The sequence below is a fragment of the Acinetobacter sp. CAU_H_S139_7 genome (assembly GCF_058599305.1).
The window spans coordinates 3280667-3301590 of sequence record NZ_CM178651.1 but is presented as its reverse complement, the minus strand read 5'-3'; the positions used below and the strand labels follow the sequence as shown (position 1 = coordinate 3301590).

Genomic DNA, 20924 nt, shown 5'->3' with positions numbered 1-20924 from the left:
GCTCTTCCTCACTATAAAAACCATATTTTTTGTTACATAAAGCAAAATAAGCTTGCAATGAAACGACAAAATTAGCAATCCTATTCTTAGGCTTATTTGAAAAGATATGCACGCTGTCGACGGCAATGCTGTTCGCATTGTGTACAAATGTAAGGCATATTGGCGTGAATACGCAAATGTATCTTATGGGTTATGAAGTTGAGTGAAGAAAAGTGAAAAAATCAAATAAATTTTTAATGCATCTATTGGGATGGTCGATTGCAATGACGGTCAGTACCCATAGCTTTGCAGACTTGGTGATGAATCCGGGCTCGGGCCCTAGCCAAGCAAGCATGAGCTGGTCTGCAGCAGATGCAGAACAGCTTCTGAATGATGATCTAATGGAAGATCCTGAAGAGTACGCTCCTCAGGGTTCAACAAAAGTCACTACCAGTATTCGCAGTTCCAATGGTGTGGTAACGAACAACAGTACCTCGAAAACAGTACAAATTTTCGATACCTCGAAATATTCCAACCAACCTAGTGTCAATGCTCGTGCAGCACTGGTGATGGATGGCAATACAGGTGAAGTACTGTACAGTAAAAACAGTAATACCGCGCTGCCGATTGCCTCGATTACTAAACTGATGACGGCGGTGGTGATTTCAGATGCGCGTTTAAATATGTCTGAAAACATTACTTTACAGCAAGCGGACTTTTCGTGTTCGGGTTGTAAAAGTTCAAGCTCGTCACTGCGTGCAGGGGATAGTATGAACCGTGCAGAGGCATTGTTATTTGCATTAATGAAGTCAGAAAACCCAGCAGCATCAGCGCTTGCACGGACGTATCCGGGTGGTCGCTCAGCCTTTGTTTCGGCGATGAATGCCAAAGCAAAATCTTTGGGTATGAATTCAACCCATTATATGGAATCGACTGGTCTGCATCCAGGCAATGTCGCTTCAGCACGTGACTTGGGTATTTTGGTCAATGCTGCGTCTCAGTATGGTTTGATTCGTCAGTTCTCAACCACAGCAAGCTATGACTTTAACTTGGGCTATCGTGTATTAAAATCAAACAATACCAATGCCTTGGTTCGTAATGGTGGTTGGAATATTAATATTTCAAAAACAGGTTTCATTAATGAAGCCGGTCGCTGTGTGGTGATGCATACCACTTTAAATAACCGTCCAGCAGTGGTGGTGTTATTGGGCGCGGACTCATCTGCAGCACGTACCAATGATGCAACGCGCCTAATGAACTGGGCAAGCCAATTACCAAAACGTATTTAACCCGACTTTGTTTTTGTTCACTCAACAACAAAAATTGAGTCATAAAAAAGCCCTGCATATGCAGGGCTTTTTTTGTCTTCTCTCAATTACATGTTTGAAAGAATGGAATCGCGAACTTGTTCTAAAGTTGCATCGATTGACAGCATGACAGCATCAGAACATTGTTTGATCGCAGTATCAGGGTCTTTTAGACCATTACCTGTCACGGTACAGACAATCACAGAACCTTCCGCAATTTTACCTGCTTTGATGTCACGGATTGCACCGCCAATCGATGCTGCAGAAGCGGGTTCTACAAAGACACCTTCATACATTGAAAGCAAACGCTGTGCTTCTAAGATTTCAGCATCAGTCAGTTCATCGAACCAACCTTGAGAGTCACGGACCACCGCTTTAGCATGGTTCCAGCTTTGTGGATTACCAATACGGATTGCTGTTGCAACTGTTTCAGGGTTCTCAACGGGTGCACCACGTAAGAATGGCGCAGCACCTGCTGCTTGGTAACCAACCATGGTTGGTAAGCCTTCAGGTTTAGGACCTGTGAATTGATCTGTTTCAGCGTCGTAAATCACTTGCTCAAATTGATCTGCCGGTTGGTTGGCAACTGCTTCGGTATAACCCATCCAGTGTGCCGTGATGTTCCCTGCATTACCCACTGGTAGGCAGTGATAATCTGGTGCACGGCCTAACTCATCTACAATTTCGTAAGCAATGGTTTTTTGACCTTGCAAACGGTATGGGTTGATTGAGTTTACGATCGTTACAGGGGCTTTATCTGCAATTTCTTTGACCAGACGCATACCGTCATCGAAGTTACCGCGGATTTGCATGGTGATGGCACCATACATCATTGCTTGCGCCATTTTACCCATGGCAATTTTGCCTTCTGGGATTAACACAAACGCTTTAATGCCTGCACGTGCTGCATAAGCCGCAGCCGCAGCTGAGGTATTACCTGTAGAGGCACAGATAATCGCTTTTGAGCCTTCTTCAACGGCTTTAGTAACCGCCATGGTCATACCACGGTCTTTAAATGAACCAGTCGGGTTTAAGCCCTCGTACTTCACATAAATTTCAACATTTTTGCCAATTAAACGTGGAATGTTCTCGAGTTTAATCAGTGGCGTATTACCTTCACCCAAAGAAATAGCGCGAGTAGTTGCAGACACTGGTAAACGGTCGCGATAACGGTCAACTAAACCAGTATAACGATTGGCATTCGACATGATGATGTTCCAATTGTGTGTAGAGCTTGGAGAGGAAGAGAAGAGCGTTCTTTTCCTCAACCCGATTAATTATCAAGCGATTCTAAACGAATTCGCACGATTTCGCCATGAATGACGGGTAAGGCTTGAATTTGAGCAAGTGCCTCGTCCATTTTTGATTCAACGACTGGATCAGTCAAAATCACGATTGGAATAAGGTCTTTTAAGCGTGGTTGCTGCATGATGGCATCGATACTGATGCCTGCACGGCTCAGAATCGTAGTTACATCGGCCAAGACGCCAGTTTGATCTTCAGCATTAATCCGGATGTAATAACCTGTAGTCATTTCTTCACGGCTTAAAATGGGCACATTGGTCAGTGCTTCGAAGGCCAATTGTGGAATCGTTCCAGCGCCATCTTCGGTATACGAGATATCACGGACGATATCAATGACATCTGCAACGACCGCAGAAGCCGTTGGACCTGCGCCTGCGCCTGCTCCATAGTACAAGGTTGGGCCGACAGCATGTGCTTGTACCAAGACAGCATTTTTAACGCCGTTGACATTGGCAATCAGTTCTTCCGCAGGAATCAGCGTTGGGTGAACACGAAGTTCGATGCCATTCGCCGCACGACGCGCAATCCCCAAGTGCTTAATACGGAAACCCAGTTCTTCAGCATACTTCACGTCTTGCGCTGTGATTTTACTGATGCCTTCGGTATAGACTTTGTCAAACTGTAGCGGAATACCAAAAGCACACGATGCTAAAATCGTGAGTTTATGTGCAGCATCAATGCCTTCGACATCAAAAGTTGGATCAGCTTCGGCATAACCCAGTTCTTGTGCTTCTTTTAATACGTCGGCAAAGGCACGACCTTTTTCACGCATTTCAGTCAGAATAAAGTTGCCTGTACCATTGATGATACCCGCTAACCAATTAATCTTGTTTGCCGCTAGACCTTCGCGCATCACTTTAATGATGGGAATGCCCCCTGCAACCGCAGCTTCATAGGCGATTTGCACGGCATTGTCATCCGCCAGTTTGAACAGCTCATTACCATGTTCAGCAAGTAAAGCTTTGTTCGCGGTGACGACTTGTTTGCCATGCAAAATGGCTTCTTTAATCACTTCATATGCAGGATGGATGCCACCCATCACTTCAACCACAACATCGACATCAGGCTGACGCACAATGTCGAGTAAGTCAGCACTTTGCTTGACCTCATCGCCTAAATCTAAGTCTGGACGAGGGCGGCGTGTGCCGACATAGGTAATTTGAATTTCACGACCGGTGCGACGTTTAATCTCAGCAGCATTTTCTTTTAGTAGTTTAAGGGCACCACCACCCACAGTACCAAGACCGAGGATTGCCAGACGAACTGGTTTCACGTCACACTCCAATTTACTTATATATATTGAACCAAGCCTAGATCATAGCTAAAAAAACTGTGAGACTCTAGGAAAGAAATCATTTTATGTTCAACTATAAATATTAGTTAAATAACAAATAAAAATTAGTTATTTAAGGCGATTTAATAATTCACTTGGGGCCAAATAGCCACCGAGATATTCACCATCTTCATTGTAGATCGCAGGTGTCCCATTTACGCCCATGTTCAGACCCAACTGGTATTGATCTCGCACTGGGTTTTTACAGGTCGCCGGTGGAAGTTGAGCACCTGAAATCGCTTGATCAAAGGCAGCTTGACGGTCTGCGCTACACCACACACTTTCCATGGCTGGCATAAACTGTTCGCCACGCGGCCATGCAATGTAACGCACTTCAATGCCTTGGGCCGTGATTTCAGGGATATGCTCGTGCAGTTTATGGCAGTAAGGGCAGCTGGCATCGGTAAAGACATAAACCACATGCTTGGTCTTGCCTTTGGCTTTATAAACCAGTAGGTCTTCAGTTTTGAGCCCTGCTAGAAGCTTTTTGTTGGCTTCAGCTTGCAGGTTATCGCTGACGTTGTGGAGTGTTTTATCGCCCAAGCGAATCACATCACCTTGGATAATATATTTACCATCTGCCGTGGTATAAACCGAGCTCATCCCTTCAAGATTGACCCAAAATAAATTTGGCACTTCAGTGGTTTTGATATCGATGATTTTGGCATTGATATTGGCTGTTTTGAAATGCTTTTGAAGGGTATCAATTAAACGTTGTTTTGCATTACGTTCCGTCAAGGTCGACGCTTCACCTGTGGCTGGTGCGCTTGCTGTTAAAGAGTCTTGTTTTTTTTCTTCAGTGTTATTTGAACATGCTGTAAATAGAACACTTGAAGCAATGGCACAGGCAATGAACAATGGTTTACGGGTAAATAACATAGATAACCCTTTTTCTTTTGACTTTATAAAAACAGAGCGCCAAGCATAGCAAAAAAAGTACAGGACTCGGTAATACTTCGTAGTCTTCGTGCTAAAAACAGCCTTAAGTTATGGATGATCAAGACCTTAAGCTCTTGGGTGATGGCTGGCATGCAGTTGTTGCATACGCACTTGTGCGACATGGGTATAAATTTGTGTCGTGGACAGATCACTATGTCCCAATAACATTTGTACCACACGCAAGTCGGCGCCGTGATTGAGTAAATGCGTTGCAAAAGCATGTCGTAAGGTATGTGGAGAAAGTTCTGCTTGAATTCCTGCTTGTAAGGCATAACGCTTAATGGCATACCAAAAGTTTTGTCGACTCATGATGCCACCATGTTGGGTGAGAAACAGATAGTCAGTTGCAGATTTATATAATTGCGGACGTGATTCAATTAAGTATTTTTCGACCCACTCCACTGCGATTTGCCCCAAAGGTACCAAGCGTTCTTTATTGCCCTTACCTGTAATTCTTAAATAGCCTTGTTTTAAATTGATTAAGTCTAGGCGTAAGTTCAGTAGCTCAGATACACGTAAACCACAGGCATACAACACTTCAAACATGGCACGATCACGGAGTCCGAGAGCAGTTTCAATATTTGGAGCTTGAATTAAGGCATCCACGTCTTGCTCAGACAAATCTTTAGGCAGTGCGCGGCCAATTTTGGGTGTTTTATGTAGCGCAACAGGGTTGTCTGAACGCAGTTTTTGTTCCCGTAGAAATTTAAAAAAAGAACGCAGAGCAGACAGACAGCGCGCAATGGAGCGCGGGCTTTTGCCTTGCTTGGTGAGGGTCAGCAGAACATCGGCGACATCGTCACTGCTCCATTCGGGCATGCTCACCTGACTGCACTCGCTGCACTGCAATAAGTCAGAGAGATAAGCATTTCGGGTGTGTGGGCTGACGGTTTGTGCAATGAGATAATCTTTAAAGCCGTGTAAAAAACTGAGCTGAGTTGGAATTTGAACAGGCGCAGGCACACGCGGTTTTTTATTTAACATAAGCTCTCAAGCACATCATCACGGAAAGACAAAAACAAGGAATAGGGGTTTTATTCAATGTAGTGTAATCATTCTCGCTTGTCGATGTGTTATAACAGATGCGAATCATTATCGAATCTGATTTGGTAATTATTCTCATTTGTTTGTATACTGTTCAAAATATTAAAGGGTTGGATGCGGTGCGTTTATCTGATTTAAAAGTCAAACAAACTGCCATCATTAACAAAGTGAATCATACTTTGGATGGCGAAGCTCAGACTGATTTGGTGGCTAGTCGTCTTGAAACATTAGGCTTTGTCGCAGGTACAAAAGTACAGGTGATTACCAAAGGTGTTTTTGGTGGCGATCCAATTTTAATCCAAGTGGGTTTTACACGTTTCGCCTTAAGAAAAGTTGAAGCTGAAAAAATTGAAATTCAAGTCGAAGGAGCACCTAGATGAGTGATGCCTTGCGTGTTGCCCTTGTAGGTAATCCAAACTGCGGTAAAACTTCGTTATTTAACCATCTCACTGGAACACGCCAAAAAGTAGGTAACTATGCGGGTGTAACGGTTGAGCGTAAAGTTGGTCAATTTACTCTTCCTTCAGGTCAAGCAGTTCGCGTGCTGGATTTGCCAGGGACGTATAGCTTAGATGCGACCAGCCCTGATGAAATGATTACCCGCGACGTGGTGATGGGGAAAATTGCAGACGAAGGTCAGCAAGATGCTTTTTTATGTGTGGTTGATGCAACCAACCTCAAACTTCACCTTGGTTTAGTGATTGAACTGATTGCATTGGGCCGTCCAATGTTAATCGTTTTAAACATGATGGATGAAGCACGTCGCCGTGGCATGCAAATCAATACCCAAAAGCTTTCTGAGCGCTTGGGTGTGCCGATCGTTGAAACGGTTGCGGTGCGTAATTCGGGTATTGAAAGCCTGCTTAGCGCTTTAGAGCAGGGCAAATATGCCGTGCCTTATACCGAGCTGACGGGTTTAAAAGGCGACACTGCACATGAGAAAGTAGAAAATTTATTACATGACGCTGTGCAGTACGTCGATGAAGAAGACAAGCGAACTGATTTTCTGGATAAGATTTTCCTACATCCAGTTTTGGGTCTAGTTAGCCTTGCAGTCATGATGTTTATTGTCTTCCAAGCCGTTTTTTCTTGGGCAGCGCCGTTTATGGATGGGATTGAAACCTTCTTTGGCTGGCTGGGTGAAACCATCGGTGGGTCTATTAGCCATCCTTTACTTAACAGTTTGGTGGTAGACGGGATTATTGCGGGTGCGGGCGGTGTTGTGGTGTTCTTGCCGCAGATTTTAATTTTGTTCTTCTTTATCTTGGTATTGGAAGAGTCGGGTTATTTACCACGTGCCGCGTTTTTGCTAGATAAGCTGATGTTTAAAGCAGGTCTTTCTGGGCGTGCCTTTATTCCATTGTTGTCTAGCTTTGCCTGTGCAATTCCAGGCATCATGGCATCGCGTACCATTAGTGATCCGCGTGACCGTTTGACTACGATTTTTGTGGCACCGTTAATGACGTGTTCTGCACGTTTACCTGTATATGCCTTGTTAATTGCTGCTTTTATTCCTGAACAAACTGTTTGGGGGATCTTCAATCTGCAAGGTTTGGTGTTGTTTGCTTTATATATGGCCGGGATTGTCAGTGCACTGTGTGTATCTTTCGTTCTGAAATTCTTCCATAAAGACAAGTCACAACATATGTTGATGATGGAGTTACCAAGCTATCGTTTCCCTGACTTAAAGAATATTTGGATTGGTTTACTTGACCGTGCCAAGATCTTCTTGCGTCGCGTGGGTGGCATCATTTTCGCGTTGTCTATTTTGCTGTGGTTCTTATGTACCTTCCCGCAAGCTCCTGAAGGCGCGACTTTACCTGAAATTGATTATTCATTTGCCGGTATGCTCGGTCATTTACTGCAACCGATTTTTGCACCGCTGGGCTTCAACTGGCAGATTTGTATTGCCTTGATTCCAGCCATGGCTGCTCGTGAAGTGGTGGTGGCAGCTTTAGGTACGGTATATGCCTTATCCGCTGTTGATGAAGATGCCATGTCACAAGGTTTGGCTTCACTCATCAGTAGTGGCGGTGAGCTCGGCTGGTCGGTAGCGACTGGTCTGTCTTTATTGGTGTGGTTTATTTATGCACCGCACTGTTTGGCGACTTTAGCGACGGTCAAACGTGAAACAGGTTCATGGAAAACCGTGAGTTTTATGACCATTTACTTGTTTGGTTTGGCTTATTTAATGTCATTCCTGACCTATCAAATTGCAACGCACTATTTGGGCTAATCGGCGTAAATAGGCGAGGAGATTGAGATGATTGAAATTCTAATTGTTGTTGCTCTAGTGATCTGGAGTGCAGTGGTGGTATTTAAGAAAGTATTTCCTAAGACATCGGGTTCAGTTTTCATGTCTTTGTCTGCGCTGTGTGAGGCTCGCGGTTGGACCCGTTTAGCGACGTGGTTAAAGCCGTCAATGGCTGGCGGGTGTGGCGGAAACTGTGCCTGCCCAGCAACAGAAGACAGCAATGCGAAAAAGCCTGAAGTTCAAGCGGTGAAGTGGAAATAAAACGATTTTTGCTCACAAATAAAAAAGCCGTCCAAGAGGGACGGCTTTTTTACGCACTGACACAAAAAAAGTGCAGGAAAGTCAAAACAGAAAAAGCATTCAAAACAGCAAAGTGCTAACATTTCCGCAGATAAATCTCAGACCAAGCATGGGGCGAAAATGTTAATACAACGTGGTGGACTTAAGGTCGTTGCAGGGCTCGGCATTTCTGGTGTTGCAGCGGTCAATTTTTTACATAACCAAGGCTACCGCGTTGCAGTAACGGACTCTCGATCGACCCCGCCCGGTCATGACCAAATTCCAGCAGAGGTACAAACCAGTTTTGGTCAGTTTGACGCAGAACTGTTGTTGTCTGCTGAAGAAATCATTATTAGTCCTGGGCTCGATCCGAAACTACCTGAAATTCAAGCTGCAATTGCCAAAGGCATACCCGTGGTGAGTGAGATTCAGATTTTACGCCGTGCAACGGATAAGCCGATCATGGCCATTACTGGGTCTAATGCAAAAAGTACCGTGACGACCTTGATTGGTCTGATGGCCGAACATGCAGGCGTGAAAGTCGCGGTAGGCGGTAACCTTGGTCGCCCAGCCTTGGATTTAACCAAAGATGAGCCAGATTTATACATTTTAGAACTATCTAGCTTTCAGTTAGAAACTACTTCAAATTTACAAGCTGAAGTTGCGGTGGTGCTGAATATGAGTGAAGACCATCTTGATCGTCATGGCGATATGATGGGCTATCACACCGCGAAGCATCGCATTTTCCAAGGCGTGAAAAAAGTCGTTCATAACCGTGATGATTCACTTACGCGTCCTTTGGTCCCTGATGCTACGCCAATGCAAAGCTTTGGTTTAAATGCACCTGATATGAATCAGTACGGTGTATTAAGAGATGACGACGGTACGATCTGGTTGGCCCGTGGCCGCACACGTTTATTGAACAGTGCAGAGATGTATATTCAAGGCACACACAATGTGGCCAATGCATTGGCCTGCTTGGCTTTAGGTGAGGCAATCAATCTTCCGCTTGAGTCGATGTTGGAAACGCTGAAAAGCTTTAAAGGCTTAGAGCATCGCTGTGAGTTTGTGAAAGACGTTGAGGGGGTTCGTTACTATAATGACTCTAAGGGCACCAACGTAGGCGCAACACTGGCTGCAATTGATGGTCTAGGTGCTGCGATTGAAGCCCAAGGCGGCAAAGTCGCGATCATTTTAGGTGGTCAAGGCAAAGGGCAAGACTTTAGTGCTTTACGTGAGGCTTTGAGCAAATACGTGAAGGTGGCTGTGTTGATTGGTGAAGATGCGGCGTTGATTGAACAAGCCGTGGCAGGAACAACCACCTTACTGCATGCTAAGACTTTAGAGCAGGCGGTTGCACTTTGCCAAACCAATACCCAAGCCCATGATGTCGTGTTATTGTCACCTGCATGTGCAAGTTTTGATATGTTCAGTGGTTACCCACAGCGCGGACATCAGTTTGTCGCTTGTGTGCAAGAACTCCACTAAAAATAATAAGGAAATTGAGATGGCTGAGTTTGCTCAGACAACGATCAATAAAATGAATCAGTTTTATAGCCGTTGGGCGCCGCGTGTACCCAGCGAAGTGACACCACGTAATGTGTTGATCTTCTGCGTCGTTGCGTTGTTGTGTTTAGGTTCAATCATGGTTGCATCTGCGTCGATGCCTTATGCTGAACGCCTTCATGAGAATTCATTTCACTATGTCCTTCGTCACGGGATTTCAATTGCGGTGGCTGGCGTTTTGGCCTATGCGGTATACCGAGTTCCGCTCAATGTTTGGTTCAATAACACCTTTCCGCTGTGGATTTTGACCATTTTACTGCTGGCCGCTGTGTTGGTCGTCGGTACGGAGGTCAATGGTTCGACCCGCTGGATTCGTGTTGCGGGCTTCACCTTGCAGGCTTCTGAGGTTGCCAAAGTGATGATGGCGATTTTCACAGCCGACTATGTGGTACGCCGTGCCGAAGAAGTAAGAAATAATATCAAAGGCTTGATTCGTCTCGGCATCATTATGCTATTGACGGTGGGTTTGATTATTGCGGAGCCCGACTTGGGTGCAACCGTGGTGATTAGTTTGATGATGCTCGGTATATTCTTCCTTGCTGGCGCGCCGTTGATTCAGTTTGGCATGGCTTTTGGTGCGATTTTTGCGGCCTTTGTCTTTTTGATTGTATTTGAGCCTTACCGTTTTGAACGTCTAATGTCTTTCTCAAACCCTTGGGAAGATCCGCTAGGTACTGGTTACCAGCTTTCCAATGCCTTGATGGCTTTTGGGCGTGGTGAATGGTTTGGTGTAGGACTTGGCCACAGTGTACAGAAAATGGCCTACTTGCCTGAAGCCCATACCGACTTCATGTTGGCCATTTTAGGTGAAGAGTTTGGCTTTTTCGGCATCACTACGGTCTTAATTCTGTCCTTTACCATGTTGCTGTGCTGTATCAAAGTGGGTCATCGTGCGCTGAAGAATCAGTACCTGCGTGCGGGTTATTTGGCTTATGGGGTATCGATTATTTTCTTACTGCAAATTTTGGTAAACGCAGGTATGAACATGGGTATGCTGCCAACCAAAGGTTTGACGTTACCTTTTATTAGTTATGGCGGTTCATCACTGATTATGTGCGCAGTGATGATCAGTTTGATTTTGAAAATTGATGCAACCACACAAAGTGCCAATCCAACCAAAGAAGAATCCAGCTTCTAAGCGGGCTGCTCTTTCATCGTACTATTCGCATAACTAAACTCACTTTTCGTTATGCGGATAGCGTTTGAGCCCTTCCTAAATTGTGTTTCTCATCAGCACATCTATCCATCTTCTTTCATGATGAATGTGACTGTAATGGTCTAAATTTTTTGAATTTGCTTCAATTGAAACGTTGAGCGCTATGCGTAGTATTGAGTTTCTGCCGCAATTGTTTTGCTATAAATAGGTACCGTGCAGGGTAGTACCGTGTGGAATCAGCGAAACATCCCATTGTGCGATGGCTTGTTGCAACATTCGTTCAGGGGTGTCTAGTTCGACAGATGGCTGATTTAGAGCATGTATCGCTTGAGCGAGTAGAGCTGGTGCTTGGTTAAGATCCAGCGCCTGTGCCATATTTTGTTTAGATAGCTTTTGCCCTTGATCATTCATGGCCAAAGGCAGATGCATATAGCTCAGGCGCGGATAATCTAGCAGCTGACCTAAATAAATTTGACGCTCGGTATTATCTAAGAGATCTGCACCACGAACCACATGGGTGATGCCTTGTAGGTAGTCATCTACCACGACCGCTAATTGATAGTTGATAATGCCATCGCGGCGTTTCAGCACAAAGTCACCGAGCTCATGTGCCAGTTGTGAGCAGTGTTTGCCTTGCAGAGCATCATTAAAACAAATCTCGACATCTTCCACTTTGACGCGAATGGCTTGTTGCTCAAAAGGCAGAGCAAGGTCACGGCAGGTACCTGCATAAATATGGTTAGAACCAAGGATTTTGCGGGTGCACTGACAGGCATAGACCAGTTTGAGTTGATGCAGTTGTTGAATCACGTCTTCGTATATATCGAGACGATCTTTTTGGAAAATGATCTCTGCATCGGGCTGAAAGCCGAAAGCTTCGATACAACGCAAGATATGGCTTTCACTGCCAGGGTAAATACGCGGGATATCGGTATCTTCGATACGAACCAACCATGTGCCTTGATGTGCTTTTGCTTCGCAATAACTGGCAACGGCTGTGATGAGTGACCCAAAATGCAAAGGGCCGGTTGGCGATGGCGCAAACCGACCTGAGTAGCGAGTCAGCGAAACATCGTTTCGCCGCTGCGCAAGAGCCAAGCGATGCTTGGCTGGAGAGTTATCAACAGTCACAATTAACCGTTATTTTGCTTCTCTTTGATTTCTGCCAGTGTTTTGCAGTCAATACATAAAGTCGCAGTTGGACGAGCCTCTAAACGGCGCAGACCAATTTCGATACCACAGGTTTCACAGAAACCATAGTCATCGTTTTTAATCGCTTCAATTGATTGTTCGATTTTGCGGATGAGTTTACGTTCACGGTCACGTGTACGTAGTTCAATTGCAAACTCTTCTTCTTGTGTCGCGCGGTCATTCACATCAGGCAAAGCGGTGTTCTCGTCTTGCATGGTGTTGAGTGTGCGGTCAACTTCTGACATCAACTCTGCTTTCCATGCCAACAAAATTTGGCGGAAGTGCTCAAGTTGACCTTCAGACATGTATTCTTCATTTTTTTTCGGCTGATAAGGTTCAATACCAAATAAGCTTGCAGTAGAACCACCGTCAGTCGCTTTAGGCTTAGTTTTGCGCACACGTTTTGTAGATTTTTCATCTACAACATCAGTTTGTTCGTCTAAGACAGTATTTTGGTTGTCATTCGCCATTTAGGGCAATCCTCATCATATACGTATCTTTAATACGCAAAAAATATGGTGATATGCAAGTGTTTTTATCCACCCTCGAGGAGATTAACCCTCGGGGGTCGTCATCATATAGACTTTTTAAGTATTTTGATAGTCTTTGATGTTTGGATTAAATTGATCACTTTTTCGTAAGAGCAACTAAGGTAATTGAAAACGATAAAAATGAAAAGTTAATAACCTGAAATTTCAACATTTATTTTTTGCTGTGCGTGTAAGACACGTTCTACGTGGGTTTCATGGCTGCCATCTGCGTTTAATTGTAAAATACGATAACCTGGTGCTTGCTCATCTAAGGCAAAATGATCACTTAAAGGCTTAAATTGGACACTGGTAGACGGCGTCGAGTAAAACTGAATACCATGCCATTCACGCCATGATTCTTGATGGACATGTCCCGACAGCACAATTTTGACATTGTGGTATTTCGCAAGAACCGCAGTGAGGTCTTGGGTGTTCTTGAGTTTATGTTGATCAATCCATTTTGACTGCATTTCAAAAGGATGATGATGACAGGCAATCACAATGTGTTGCTGGGCAAATTCTTGTAGGATTTGTTCCAGTTGGTTCAATTGTGCTTCATCGACCCAGCCATCGATTTTACCTTTGACGGCACTATTGAGTAAAACCATGCTCCAAGGACCAAAGTGAATCACATGAACTTTGTTTTGCTGCTGATGAAAAGGGAAGTGCTCGGCATTGTCATGATTGCCCGGAACCTGATAAAACGGCGTCTTTAAACTCTGCATAAAGTCTAAATAGCGTTGATAGGTTCGAGGCACAGGTACTTGTGCCAAGTCGCCCGTATGGACGAAGGCATCAATTTGTGGATGACGTTCCACAATGTGTTGCATCACATGATGAAAGCTTTGCTCTGGATTCATACGTACAAACTCCAGATGATCTTGATCCATCAAGTGCGTATCTGAAATTTGGATAATAGTACAATTTTTTTCATTATTTAAAGTCATGCCTGACCCCTTAGACATTCCTTGTCGTTTTAATCTGTTGTTGTAGCCATTGCAAGGCCATTATGACAGGCGCATTTCTGAGCCGACCATTGGAAAGTAATGTCTCGATCTGCGCATAATCAATCAGGTGTAATAAAATATTTTCACCTTCATCGGGCATACCAAATACACCACCTTGTTCGGGTAAATCGGCCGCAGCACTATACAGATGAAACAGTTCCGCACAGGCACCTGCCGAAGGATAAAAGCTAAACAGATGTTGTAAGTGTTCAATCTGACAGCCTGATTCTTCTAATGCTTCACGGCGAATACAGCTTTCAGGTGATTCATCACCATCGAGTACTCCCGCAATAATCTCCAGCTGCCAAGCTGAATCTTGATCATCCATAGCACCAATACGAAATTGTTCAATCAAGGCAAATTTTTGTTGTGCATCATCATAAATCAAGACACCCGCAGCTTCAGGACGCTGAATGAGCTCACGTGAAATCACAGAAGTGTACTCAGTTTGATTAAAAAGGCGATGACGTAAATTTACTTTTTCTACTTGAACAAAACCCTGAAAAACAAAGGCTCTGTCTACAATTTGGACATCTTCACGATGATATGTAGCTTGCTTAATTATGTTCATAAAGCGCAATCAGGATGAAATTTATCATTTCATCCTAACTGAGAATCACATGATTACAAAAGGTTTTTTATCAACTTACACTTTTTGGTACAAGTTTTGTCCGCTTGCATGGAATTGTTTTTTCATGCTATCGAGACCAGTTTCGACCTCTTCTTGCTGAATTTTATTCAGTGTAGCGTTTTGCTGGTTTTGTGCATAATCACGCACGTTTTGGGTGATTTTCATCGAGCAAAACTTAGGACCGCACATCGAACAGAAGTGCGCAGATTTGTGCGCCTCCTTCGGCATGGTTTCATCATGCATGCTACGCGCCGTGTCTGGATCAAGGCTGAGATTAAACTGATCTTCCCAGCGGAATTCAAAACGTGCTTTAGACAGGGCATTGTCACGGACTTGCGCACCCGGATGACCTTTGGCCAAATCTGCTGCATGTGCTGCAATTTTATAGGTGATGATGCCATCTTTGACGTCTTTTTTGTTCGGCAAGCCCAAGTGTTCTTTAGGCGTGACATAGCACAACATGGCAGTCCCATACCAACCAATCATCGCCGCACCAATCGCAGAAGTAATATGGTCATAACCTGGGGCAATATCGGTGGTCAATGGCCCTAAAGTGTAGAAGGGTGCTTCTTGACAGACTTCAAGCTGTAGATCCATATTTTCTTTGATCATATGCATTGGCACATGCCCCGGACCTTCAATCATTACTTGCACATCATGTTTCCATGCGCGATGGGTCAGCTCGCCTAAAGTGCGTAATTCAGAGAACTGTGCTTCGTCATTGGCATCTTGGATACACCCTGGACGTAGACCATCACCGAGACTGAATGACACGTCATAGGCTTTCATGATTTCGCAGATTTCATCGAAATGTGTATAGAGGAAGTTTTCTTGATGATGGGCCAAACACCACTGCGCCATGATTGAGCCGCCACGAGAGACGATACCAGTGAGACGATTTGCTGTCATCGGTACATAACGTAATAAGACACCCGCATGAATGGTGAAATAGTCTACGCCTTGCTCAGCTTGTTCGATCAGCGTGTCTTTGAAGATTTCCCATGTCAGGTCTTCCGCCACCCCATCTACTTTTTCTAAAGCTTGATAGATAGGTACGGTACCAATCGGAACAGGTGAGTTACGGATAATCCATTCGCGGGTTTCATGGATGTTCTTCCCTGTGGAGAGGTCCATGATAGTGTCTGCACCCCAACGAGTTGCCCACGTCATTTTTGCGACTTCTTCATCGATTGAAGAGCCGAGAGCCGAGTTACCAATATTGGCATTGATTTTTACCAAGAAGTTTCGGCCAATGATCATGGGTTCAATTTCAGGGTGGTTAATATTGGCAGGGATAATCGCACGCCCTTCAGCCACTTCTTTGCGCACAAATTCAGGCGTGATTTCCATCAGGTTATGCGCACCAAAGTTTTGCCCCGCGTGCTGACGTGCATCGACTCCTTCACGTTGACGCTGATTTTCACGAATAGCGATGTATTCCATTTCAGGAGTAATGATGCCTTGTTTGGCATAATGCATCTGCGTGACATTGTGACCTACTTTGGCCCGACGTGGTTTTTGAATATGCGCAAAGCGAATATCAGCGGTACGAATATCCCGTAAACGCTCTTGACCAAAGCTTGAGCTGAGGCTGTCTAACATTTCGGTATCGTTGCGCTCTTCAATCCAGCTTTCGCGGACATTCGGTAGACCTTTGTTTAGATCAATACTGACATTGGTATCGGTATACACACCAGAGGTGTCATACACCATCACTGGTGGATTGTATTCACCGCCTAAGCCTGTTGGGGTTTCGGTCAGTTCAATCTCACGCATGGGGACTTGAATGTCTGGGCGTGAACCTTGGATATAAACTTTTTTAGAAGCAGGCAAGATACGGGTCAGATCTTTGGCATCTTGTTCATGTTGTGCTGAAATTTCAGCGGAAAGATTCGTTAACTGGTTCATTGCAATGATCCTTATGAATGACATCAACGAATCAAGCACGACCAAAAACGATGGCAATTGAAGCTATTTCTGTGTGTTGTTGATTTGCGGGTACAAATGCAACGGATGTATTTCTACTGGAAACAGTTCAATGAAAGGCGTTCAGTTTTTAGATGGCTTGATTCCTACGCAGGTCTTAACCTGATCAGGTTCAACGGTACTCAGCTTCAAAACTTTATTGAAAAGTCTTAGCTGATCTCAGCGAGTAATTACTCGCGCTCCGTCAAGCGATGCATCATCTTAACATGCACTGTTGTTAAAAACAGCGACCTTTTTATTCAAAGTGTGAAAGGGAAATGTGTTCAACGTTCTAAGCAAATGGCATCGCTTAAGCAGTCTTTGCCTTGATCGGGTTGGACCATACGCAATTGGATAAAATGCGCCAATTGTCTTTGTAAGAGTTGATCTGCACCGAGGCGCTGCACATGAGCGGAAGCAGGCAAGATGATTTGAGCCGCTCTTTGTTCAGGGCTGAGCTCCACGAACTTTAAAAATAAGTGCGCTTGATCCGTCACAATTGAATTTTTTAAAGCGGCTAGGCGCTCAATTTCTTCCAAATAGTTGCTTTGCACGGTATAGCCGTCGTAAACGCGTTGAGTATCCAGTCCGATAAACAAGAGGGTGCTGTATAGATTCAACAGATGACGTGCATCTTGGTGGTAGCTACTTTTCGGGTACTGTTGTAAATAGTTTTCCCAATATAGCGCACGATCCGCAATTTCTTTGGCGTCAATTTTGACCTGACTCCCAATCACGGCTGGGTATTGATTTTGTGTTGCCAGATGTTCAATAAACGCTTGCTCTGCGACAGGTAGATAAGGCGCAAAAATTTTGGCTAAATATTCAGGGCTACGGCGGTAATGCACTTGTCCTTCGCCTGCATCAAACAACTCGACATAAGACTGCCCTTGGTGTTTGATGAGGTATTGGTCGCGAATGGTGAGTTGCTCAAAAAGACTTTGTTGAATGGTCGGATGTTGCGCCATTTCTAGGGCATAGCTTTCAAAAGCGCGCTGCTGTTGTGGCGTACGTTCAACCGCCAAAAAGTCATGGTACATTTTATTGGATAAGCTCAATAAATGCTTTTGTTGTTGAAAACCGAGTAAAGGCAAACACAGCTTAAGATCTTGATTGATTTGCTCTAAAGCAAAAGTCGTACGTTGTGCATCTATTTCCGACATGTTTTTGTCAATTTTTTGGCACAAGTCGGTTAAGTCCAAGGTTTGAGTCGAAGACGCTTCTATTTGTGCGGGCTCTTGAAAGCTGACAGGTTCAGGTTTCTGACAGGCAGCCAACAGCGCGTACATGAAAATCAGTGCATAAGGTTTAAGCGAAAATAAAGAGGAATGATTCACAGCGACTCGATCAAAAAACTCAGTTCAGCGACAACACAGTAGAGAAACTCCTTTTCTCCATGGCTCATTTTATAGGGGGAATGGAATTTTTAATGTGTAGTATTGTGAATGAGTTTGTTGAACGGGCTATGACACTATTCAATATTTACTTCATAATAAACAGATTAGTGCGCGCTATTGTAACCAGTGCAATAAAAAATATACGAAAAAAATGACAACCCGTTTTAGTATAGCGTTGCTCAGAACGAGGCCAGTGAGGCGGAAAGGTGGACCAAAAACAATGAAGATTAAATGTGTCCTAGCCAGCTGTGTGTTGTTTTTCACGCCGTGGAGTCATGCCTTGGATTTGGTCGACGCTTTACAACGCGCCAAAGTCAATGATCCTAACTGGCAAGCCAATTTACTCCAATATGAAGCCGATCAACTCAATTTAGGCATTGCTCAAGGTAACTTACTACCTACCATTAGTCTGTCTGGTAATGTGACTCGAAAAAATCAACCCATTGGGCAGGTGAGTTCGGTTCTTTCCATGCCCGATACGACCACCACCAAACAAGTGGCGATTACGGCGCGCCAACCCCTTTTTCGTTGGGATGCGTGGGAAGGATTGAAACAAGTCAAGACTTCCCTCAGTTTAAGTGAAGTCAATTTACAGCTACAGCGGCAGCAACACATTTTAGAGGTGACGGAAGCCTATTTTAATGTACTGCGCCAACAAAGTTTAACCGCAGCCAATTTACAAGAAGAACAGGCTCTACTTGAGCAACTGAATATGATGAATGCTAAACTTAGAGAGGGCTTGGTGGCAAAAAGTGATGTGAGTGAAGCTAATGCACAGTACCAAAGCGCACAGGCTAACCGCATTGCGACGCATGTACAACTGGTCTTGGCGCAGGAACAACTGGCGCAAATTATTGGGCCTTATCAAGAAAACTTGGCAGTGCTACGTGAAGACTTTCAGTTTCAAAAACCTTATCCAGCAGAGCTTTCGGCATGGACCAATTTAGCTCTCGCACAGAACCTAGGCATTCAGCAGGCACGCTTACAACAGCGCTATGCTGAAGATCAAAAACGGGTTGAACAAGCTGCGTTGTATCCGCAAATTGAAGCCGTAGGAAGCTATGGTTATAGTGAGCAGACGCCTGAGAATATTATGTCGGCCAAAGGCAACTTTGATCAGATTGGTATTGAGATGAATTGGAATGTCTATACGGGGGGGCGAACCAAGAAGTCGATTCAAAAAGCCGCTGTTAACGTCAAAAAATCTGAGGCCGAATTGGATGCCGCTATCCGTAAAGCCAACACCGAGGTGAAAAAGTCTTATTTGCAAGTGGAAACAGACCAAGCCAAGTTGCAAGCACGTAAAGCTGCCATGGAATCATCCAGCCTCGTCTCTCGTGCCTCACAAGCGCAGTATCAAGAAGGCTTAAAAACCATGGTCGATGTTTTATTGGCACAGCGCAATGCCTTTTCGGCCAAGCAGGACTATGTCAATGCTAAGTATGACTATCTGATCAATGTCTTGCATTTAAAGGCATCTGTGGGTAAGTTGACTGAACAAGATATTCAAGAAATGAATGCATGGTTGGTGGACAAAGCACGCTTATAAAATGGGCGTTGTCATCAAATCTTCATAATTGATATGCTTTAATATCGCTCAATCTTTAGTCCCTCATGATGTTGCTGTGGAGTACGTCCTTTGCCAAATAGTCCTGTTTTAAACCATCACATTTCTTCGCAATTCAACGAAGATTTGCAGGATGTGAACACCAAATTTATGACCATGGGTGGTTTGGTAGAGCAACAAGTGGCAAATGCAATTCATGCGCTACTCGACACTGATGCCAACTTAGCGGTCGATGTCCAGTTTAAAGACAATGCGGTGAATCAGCTCGAACGTGAAATTGATGAAGCCTTGACCTTGATTTTGGCGCGTCGTCATCCTGCTGCGATTGATTTGCGTATGGTGATTGCGATGTCGAAAGCCAATACCGACCTAGAGCGTATTGGTGATGAAGCGGCGAAAATTGCTCGTATTGCGCAAAGCTTATGTGAAGATGGCGAATCCCCGCGCGGTTATATGGAAACGCGTCATATTGGTAACCAAGTCCGTGTCATGATTCATGATGCCCTAGACGCTTTTGCACGTTTAGATGCAGAACAAGCGCTACGTGTGATGATGGCCGATGCTGATATTGATCGTGAATATCAATCTGCAACGCGTACTTTGATGACTTATATGATTGAAGACCCGCGTCATATTGCGCGTGTGATTAATGTGATGTGGGTATTACGTTCATTAGAGCGTATTGGCGATCATGCGCGTAACATTTCTGAGCAAGTGATTTACATGGTGAAAGGTTTGGATGTGCGTCATACCAGTTTTGAAGAAGTTGAAAAACATATCCAAAAATAAAAAAGCGTATCTTATTTTTCAAGCACAACTTCGGTTGTGCTTTTTAATGGTTGCTTAATTTTTAGATAAAAAAAATCTCAGACTTTGGGGGAAATCTGAGACTAAAATCGGGGATATTTATCGTTATCGATAAGAGGTTTCCCTCTATCCTTGAATGCCATTATAGGAAAGATGTTTTTCTGCGTCATGTAGGTTCTTGTAGTGTAATGTTGAGTTTTGCAATGGTTGTGTAGCGCTATGTTTACACTTAATTATTTAGATACAAATAGCTGTTCTATAGTCTGATTGAGTCATTAATATGTCATCTATTTGGGGTTTGGTCATCCCTGTGCTTGGATAGAACATTGTATGAATAAAAAGAAAAGCCCCGATGTCGGAGCTTTTCAAATGTGCAACGCTTTATCACGCCTCAGGCTTTAAGCCTTCTGCTTTTTCTAAGCTTTCATCATTGTTAAAGAACTTCTCACGTTGTTCTTCAAGAAACTTTTTCGCATCAGGTTCAAACACATTTAAGCGTTTTTCATTGATTAAAGTGGTTTGGTGCTTTAACCATTCTCCCCAAGCTTGCTTGGAGATGTTTTCAAAAAGTTCTTGGCCTTTTGCACCAGGAAACGGTGCAAAGTCTAAACCTTCCATTTCTGTTTGATATTTACGGCAAAAAACTTGTCGAGTCATATCTAGACGT

The 20924-nt window shown here is 44.2% G+C and carries 19 protein-coding genes and 1 riboswitch; of the genes, 8 read left to right on the top strand and 11 right to left on the bottom strand.

The genetic code is table 11. The annotated features are described in order from the left end of the window. Positions 1 to 212: 212 nt before the first annotated feature. The gene (locus AC4MC0_RS16035; protein WP_131772994.1) at positions 213 to 1268 is read left to right on the top strand and encodes a serine hydrolase family protein; all 1056 of its coding nucleotides are present in this window, start codon (positions 213 to 215) and stop codon (positions 1266 to 1268) included. A gap of 86 nt (positions 1269 to 1354) precedes the next feature. Here the strand turns inward: AC4MC0_RS16035 and thrC are convergent, their stop codons facing one another. The 4 genes from thrC to xerD form a co-directional block, all read right to left on the bottom strand. Next, positions 1355 to 2494: a threonine synthase gene (gene thrC / locus AC4MC0_RS16030; RefSeq protein ID WP_004692833.1), complete on the bottom strand. Its 1140-nt coding sequence runs from the start codon at positions 2492 to 2494 to the stop codon at positions 1355 to 1357. 65 nt (positions 2495 to 2559) lie between these two features. Continuing rightward, complete coding sequence (locus tag AC4MC0_RS16025; RefSeq protein WP_010325700.1) at positions 2560 to 3864, bottom strand: homoserine dehydrogenase; 1305 nt, start codon at positions 3862 to 3864, stop codon at positions 2560 to 2562. 129 nt (positions 3865 to 3993) lie between these two features. Next, on the bottom strand, positions 3994 to 4803 hold the full coding sequence (locus AC4MC0_RS16020; protein WP_004692830.1) for a DsbC family protein: 810 nt from the start codon (positions 4801 to 4803) through the stop codon (positions 3994 to 3996). A 126-nt stretch (positions 4804 to 4929) separates the two neighbouring features. Then, complete coding sequence (gene xerD / locus AC4MC0_RS16015; protein WP_336000082.1) at positions 4930 to 5847, bottom strand: site-specific tyrosine recombinase XerD; 918 nt, start codon at positions 5845 to 5847, stop codon at positions 4930 to 4932. A gap of 179 nt (positions 5848 to 6026) precedes the next feature. On the opposite strand from xerD, the gene AC4MC0_RS16010 reads away from it, so the two are divergent. The 5 genes from AC4MC0_RS16010 (at position 6027) to ftsW (ending at position 11144) form a co-directional block, all read left to right on the top strand. Then, positions 6027 to 6287 carry a FeoA family protein gene (locus AC4MC0_RS16010; RefSeq protein WP_010325703.1) on the top strand — a complete coding sequence of 87 codons (261 nt, stop codon included), beginning with the start codon at positions 6027 to 6029 and terminating at the stop codon, positions 6285 to 6287. Continuing rightward, positions 6284 to 8143: a ferrous iron transporter B gene (gene feoB, locus AC4MC0_RS16005; protein WP_279697266.1), complete on the top strand. Its 1860-nt coding sequence runs from the start codon at positions 6284 to 6286 to the stop codon at positions 8141 to 8143. The genes AC4MC0_RS16010 and feoB overlap by 4 nt, the downstream gene beginning before the upstream one ends. Positions 8144 to 8170: 27 nt before the next feature. Continuing rightward, the gene (locus AC4MC0_RS16000) at positions 8171 to 8422 is read left to right on the top strand and encodes a DUF6587 family protein (protein ID WP_336000085.1); all 252 of its coding nucleotides are present in this window, start codon (positions 8171 to 8173) and stop codon (positions 8420 to 8422) included. Between the two features lie 159 nt (positions 8423 to 8581). Next, positions 8582 to 9928: a UDP-N-acetylmuramoyl-L-alanine--D-glutamate ligase gene (gene murD, locus AC4MC0_RS15995; RefSeq protein ID WP_336000087.1), complete on the top strand. Its 1347-nt coding sequence runs from the start codon at positions 8582 to 8584 to the stop codon at positions 9926 to 9928. A 19-nt stretch (positions 9929 to 9947) separates the two neighbouring features. Then, a complete protein-coding gene (gene ftsW, locus AC4MC0_RS15990; protein WP_004692818.1) occupies positions 9948 to 11144 on the top strand; it encodes a putative lipid II flippase FtsW in 1197 nt (398 codons plus the stop codon). Positions 11145 to 11360: 216 nt separating this feature from the next. On the opposite strand, the gene gluQRS is transcribed toward ftsW, so the two are convergent. The 6 genes from gluQRS to AC4MC0_RS15960 form a co-directional block, all read right to left on the bottom strand. After that, on the bottom strand, positions 11361 to 12293 hold the full coding sequence (gene gluQRS, locus AC4MC0_RS15985) for a tRNA glutamyl-Q(34) synthetase GluQRS (RefSeq protein WP_336000089.1): 933 nt from the start codon (positions 12291 to 12293) through the stop codon (positions 11361 to 11363). 2 nt (positions 12294 to 12295) lie between these two features. Next, positions 12296 to 12823, bottom strand: coding sequence for an RNA polymerase-binding protein DksA (gene dksA, locus AC4MC0_RS15980; protein ID WP_004692816.1), 528 nt, complete (start codon positions 12821 to 12823; stop codon positions 12296 to 12298). 209 nt (positions 12824 to 13032) lie between these two features. Further along, on the bottom strand, positions 13033 to 13830 hold the full coding sequence (gene cpdA, locus AC4MC0_RS15975; RefSeq protein WP_491887149.1) for a 3',5'-cyclic-AMP phosphodiesterase: 798 nt from the start codon (positions 13828 to 13830) through the stop codon (positions 13033 to 13035). 10 nt (positions 13831 to 13840) lie between these two features. Next, positions 13841 to 14461 (bottom strand): NUDIX domain-containing protein, encoded by a 621-nt coding sequence (locus AC4MC0_RS15970; protein WP_336000092.1) that lies wholly within the window; start codon positions 14459 to 14461, stop codon positions 13841 to 13843. A gap of 75 nt (positions 14462 to 14536) precedes the next feature. Beyond that, positions 14537 to 16429, bottom strand: coding sequence for a phosphomethylpyrimidine synthase ThiC (gene thiC, locus AC4MC0_RS15965; protein WP_183174223.1), 1893 nt, complete (start codon positions 16427 to 16429; stop codon positions 14537 to 14539). 144 nt (positions 16430 to 16573) lie between these two features. Further along, a riboswitch (TPP riboswitch) is annotated at positions 16574 to 16701 on the bottom strand. Positions 16702 to 16770: 69 nt separating this feature from the next. Further along, a complete protein-coding gene (locus AC4MC0_RS15960) occupies positions 16771 to 17823 on the bottom strand; it encodes a hypothetical protein (protein ID WP_279677175.1) in 1053 nt (350 codons plus the stop codon). Between the two features lie 280 nt (positions 17824 to 18103). Between AC4MC0_RS15960 and abuO the strand changes: the two genes are divergently transcribed. Together abuO and phoU are read left to right on the top strand one after the other, a co-directional pair. Further along, positions 18104 to 19432 (top strand): multidrug efflux outer membrane protein AbuO, encoded by a 1329-nt coding sequence (gene abuO / locus AC4MC0_RS15955; RefSeq protein ID WP_336000097.1) that lies wholly within the window; start codon positions 18104 to 18106, stop codon positions 19430 to 19432. A 90-nt stretch (positions 19433 to 19522) separates the two neighbouring features. Next, the gene (phoU, locus tag AC4MC0_RS15950) at positions 19523 to 20239 is read left to right on the top strand and encodes a phosphate signaling complex protein PhoU (protein ID WP_004692799.1); all 717 of its coding nucleotides are present in this window, start codon (positions 19523 to 19525) and stop codon (positions 20237 to 20239) included. A gap of 402 nt (positions 20240 to 20641) precedes the next feature. Here the strand turns inward: phoU and AC4MC0_RS15945 are convergent, their stop codons facing one another. After that, positions 20642 to 20914 carry an oxidative damage protection protein gene (locus tag AC4MC0_RS15945; protein ID WP_004692798.1) on the bottom strand — a complete coding sequence of 91 codons (273 nt, stop codon included), beginning with the start codon at positions 20912 to 20914 and terminating at the stop codon, positions 20642 to 20644. Positions 20915 to 20924 lie beyond the last annotated feature (10 nt).

Bases quoted from the DNA above. Each gene is read 5' to 3' on its own strand.
- thrC (WP_004692833.1), bottom strand. From the start codon at position 2,494: ATGTCGAATGCCAATCGTTATACTGGTTTAGTTGACCGTTATCGCGAC.
- AC4MC0_RS16020 (WP_004692830.1), bottom strand. From the start codon at position 4,803: ATGTTATTTACCCGTAAACCATTGTTCATTGCCTGTGCCATTGCTTCA.
- xerD (WP_336000082.1), bottom strand. From the start codon at position 5,847: ATGTTAAATAAAAAACCGCGTGTGCCTGCGCCTGTTCAAATTCCAACT.
- feoB (WP_279697266.1), top strand. From the start codon at position 6,284: ATGAGTGATGCCTTGCGTGTTGCCCTTGTAGGTAATCCAAACTGCGGT.
- AC4MC0_RS16000 (WP_336000085.1), top strand. From the start codon at position 8,171: ATGATTGAAATTCTAATTGTTGTTGCTCTAGTGATCTGGAGTGCAGTG.
- murD (WP_336000087.1), top strand. From the start codon at position 8,582: ATGTTAATACAACGTGGTGGACTTAAGGTCGTTGCAGGGCTCGGCATT.
- ftsW (WP_004692818.1), top strand. From the start codon at position 9,948: ATGGCTGAGTTTGCTCAGACAACGATCAATAAAATGAATCAGTTTTAT.
- dksA (WP_004692816.1), bottom strand. From the start codon at position 12,823: ATGGCGAATGACAACCAAAATACTGTCTTAGACGAACAAACTGATGTT.
- cpdA (WP_491887149.1), bottom strand. From the start codon at position 13,830: ATGACTTTAAATAATGAAAAAAATTGTACTATTATCCAAATTTCAGAT.
- AC4MC0_RS15970 (WP_336000092.1), bottom strand. From the start codon at position 14,461: ATGAACATAATTAAGCAAGCTACATATCATCGTGAAGATGTCCAAATT.
- thiC (WP_183174223.1), bottom strand. From the start codon at position 16,429: ATGAACCAGTTAACGAATCTTTCCGCTGAAATTTCAGCACAACATGAA.
- abuO (WP_336000097.1), top strand. From the start codon at position 18,104: ATGAAGATTAAATGTGTCCTAGCCAGCTGTGTGTTGTTTTTCACGCCG.
- AC4MC0_RS15945 (WP_004692798.1), bottom strand. From the start codon at position 20,914: ATGACTCGACAAGTTTTTTGCCGTAAATATCAAACAGAAATGGAAGGT.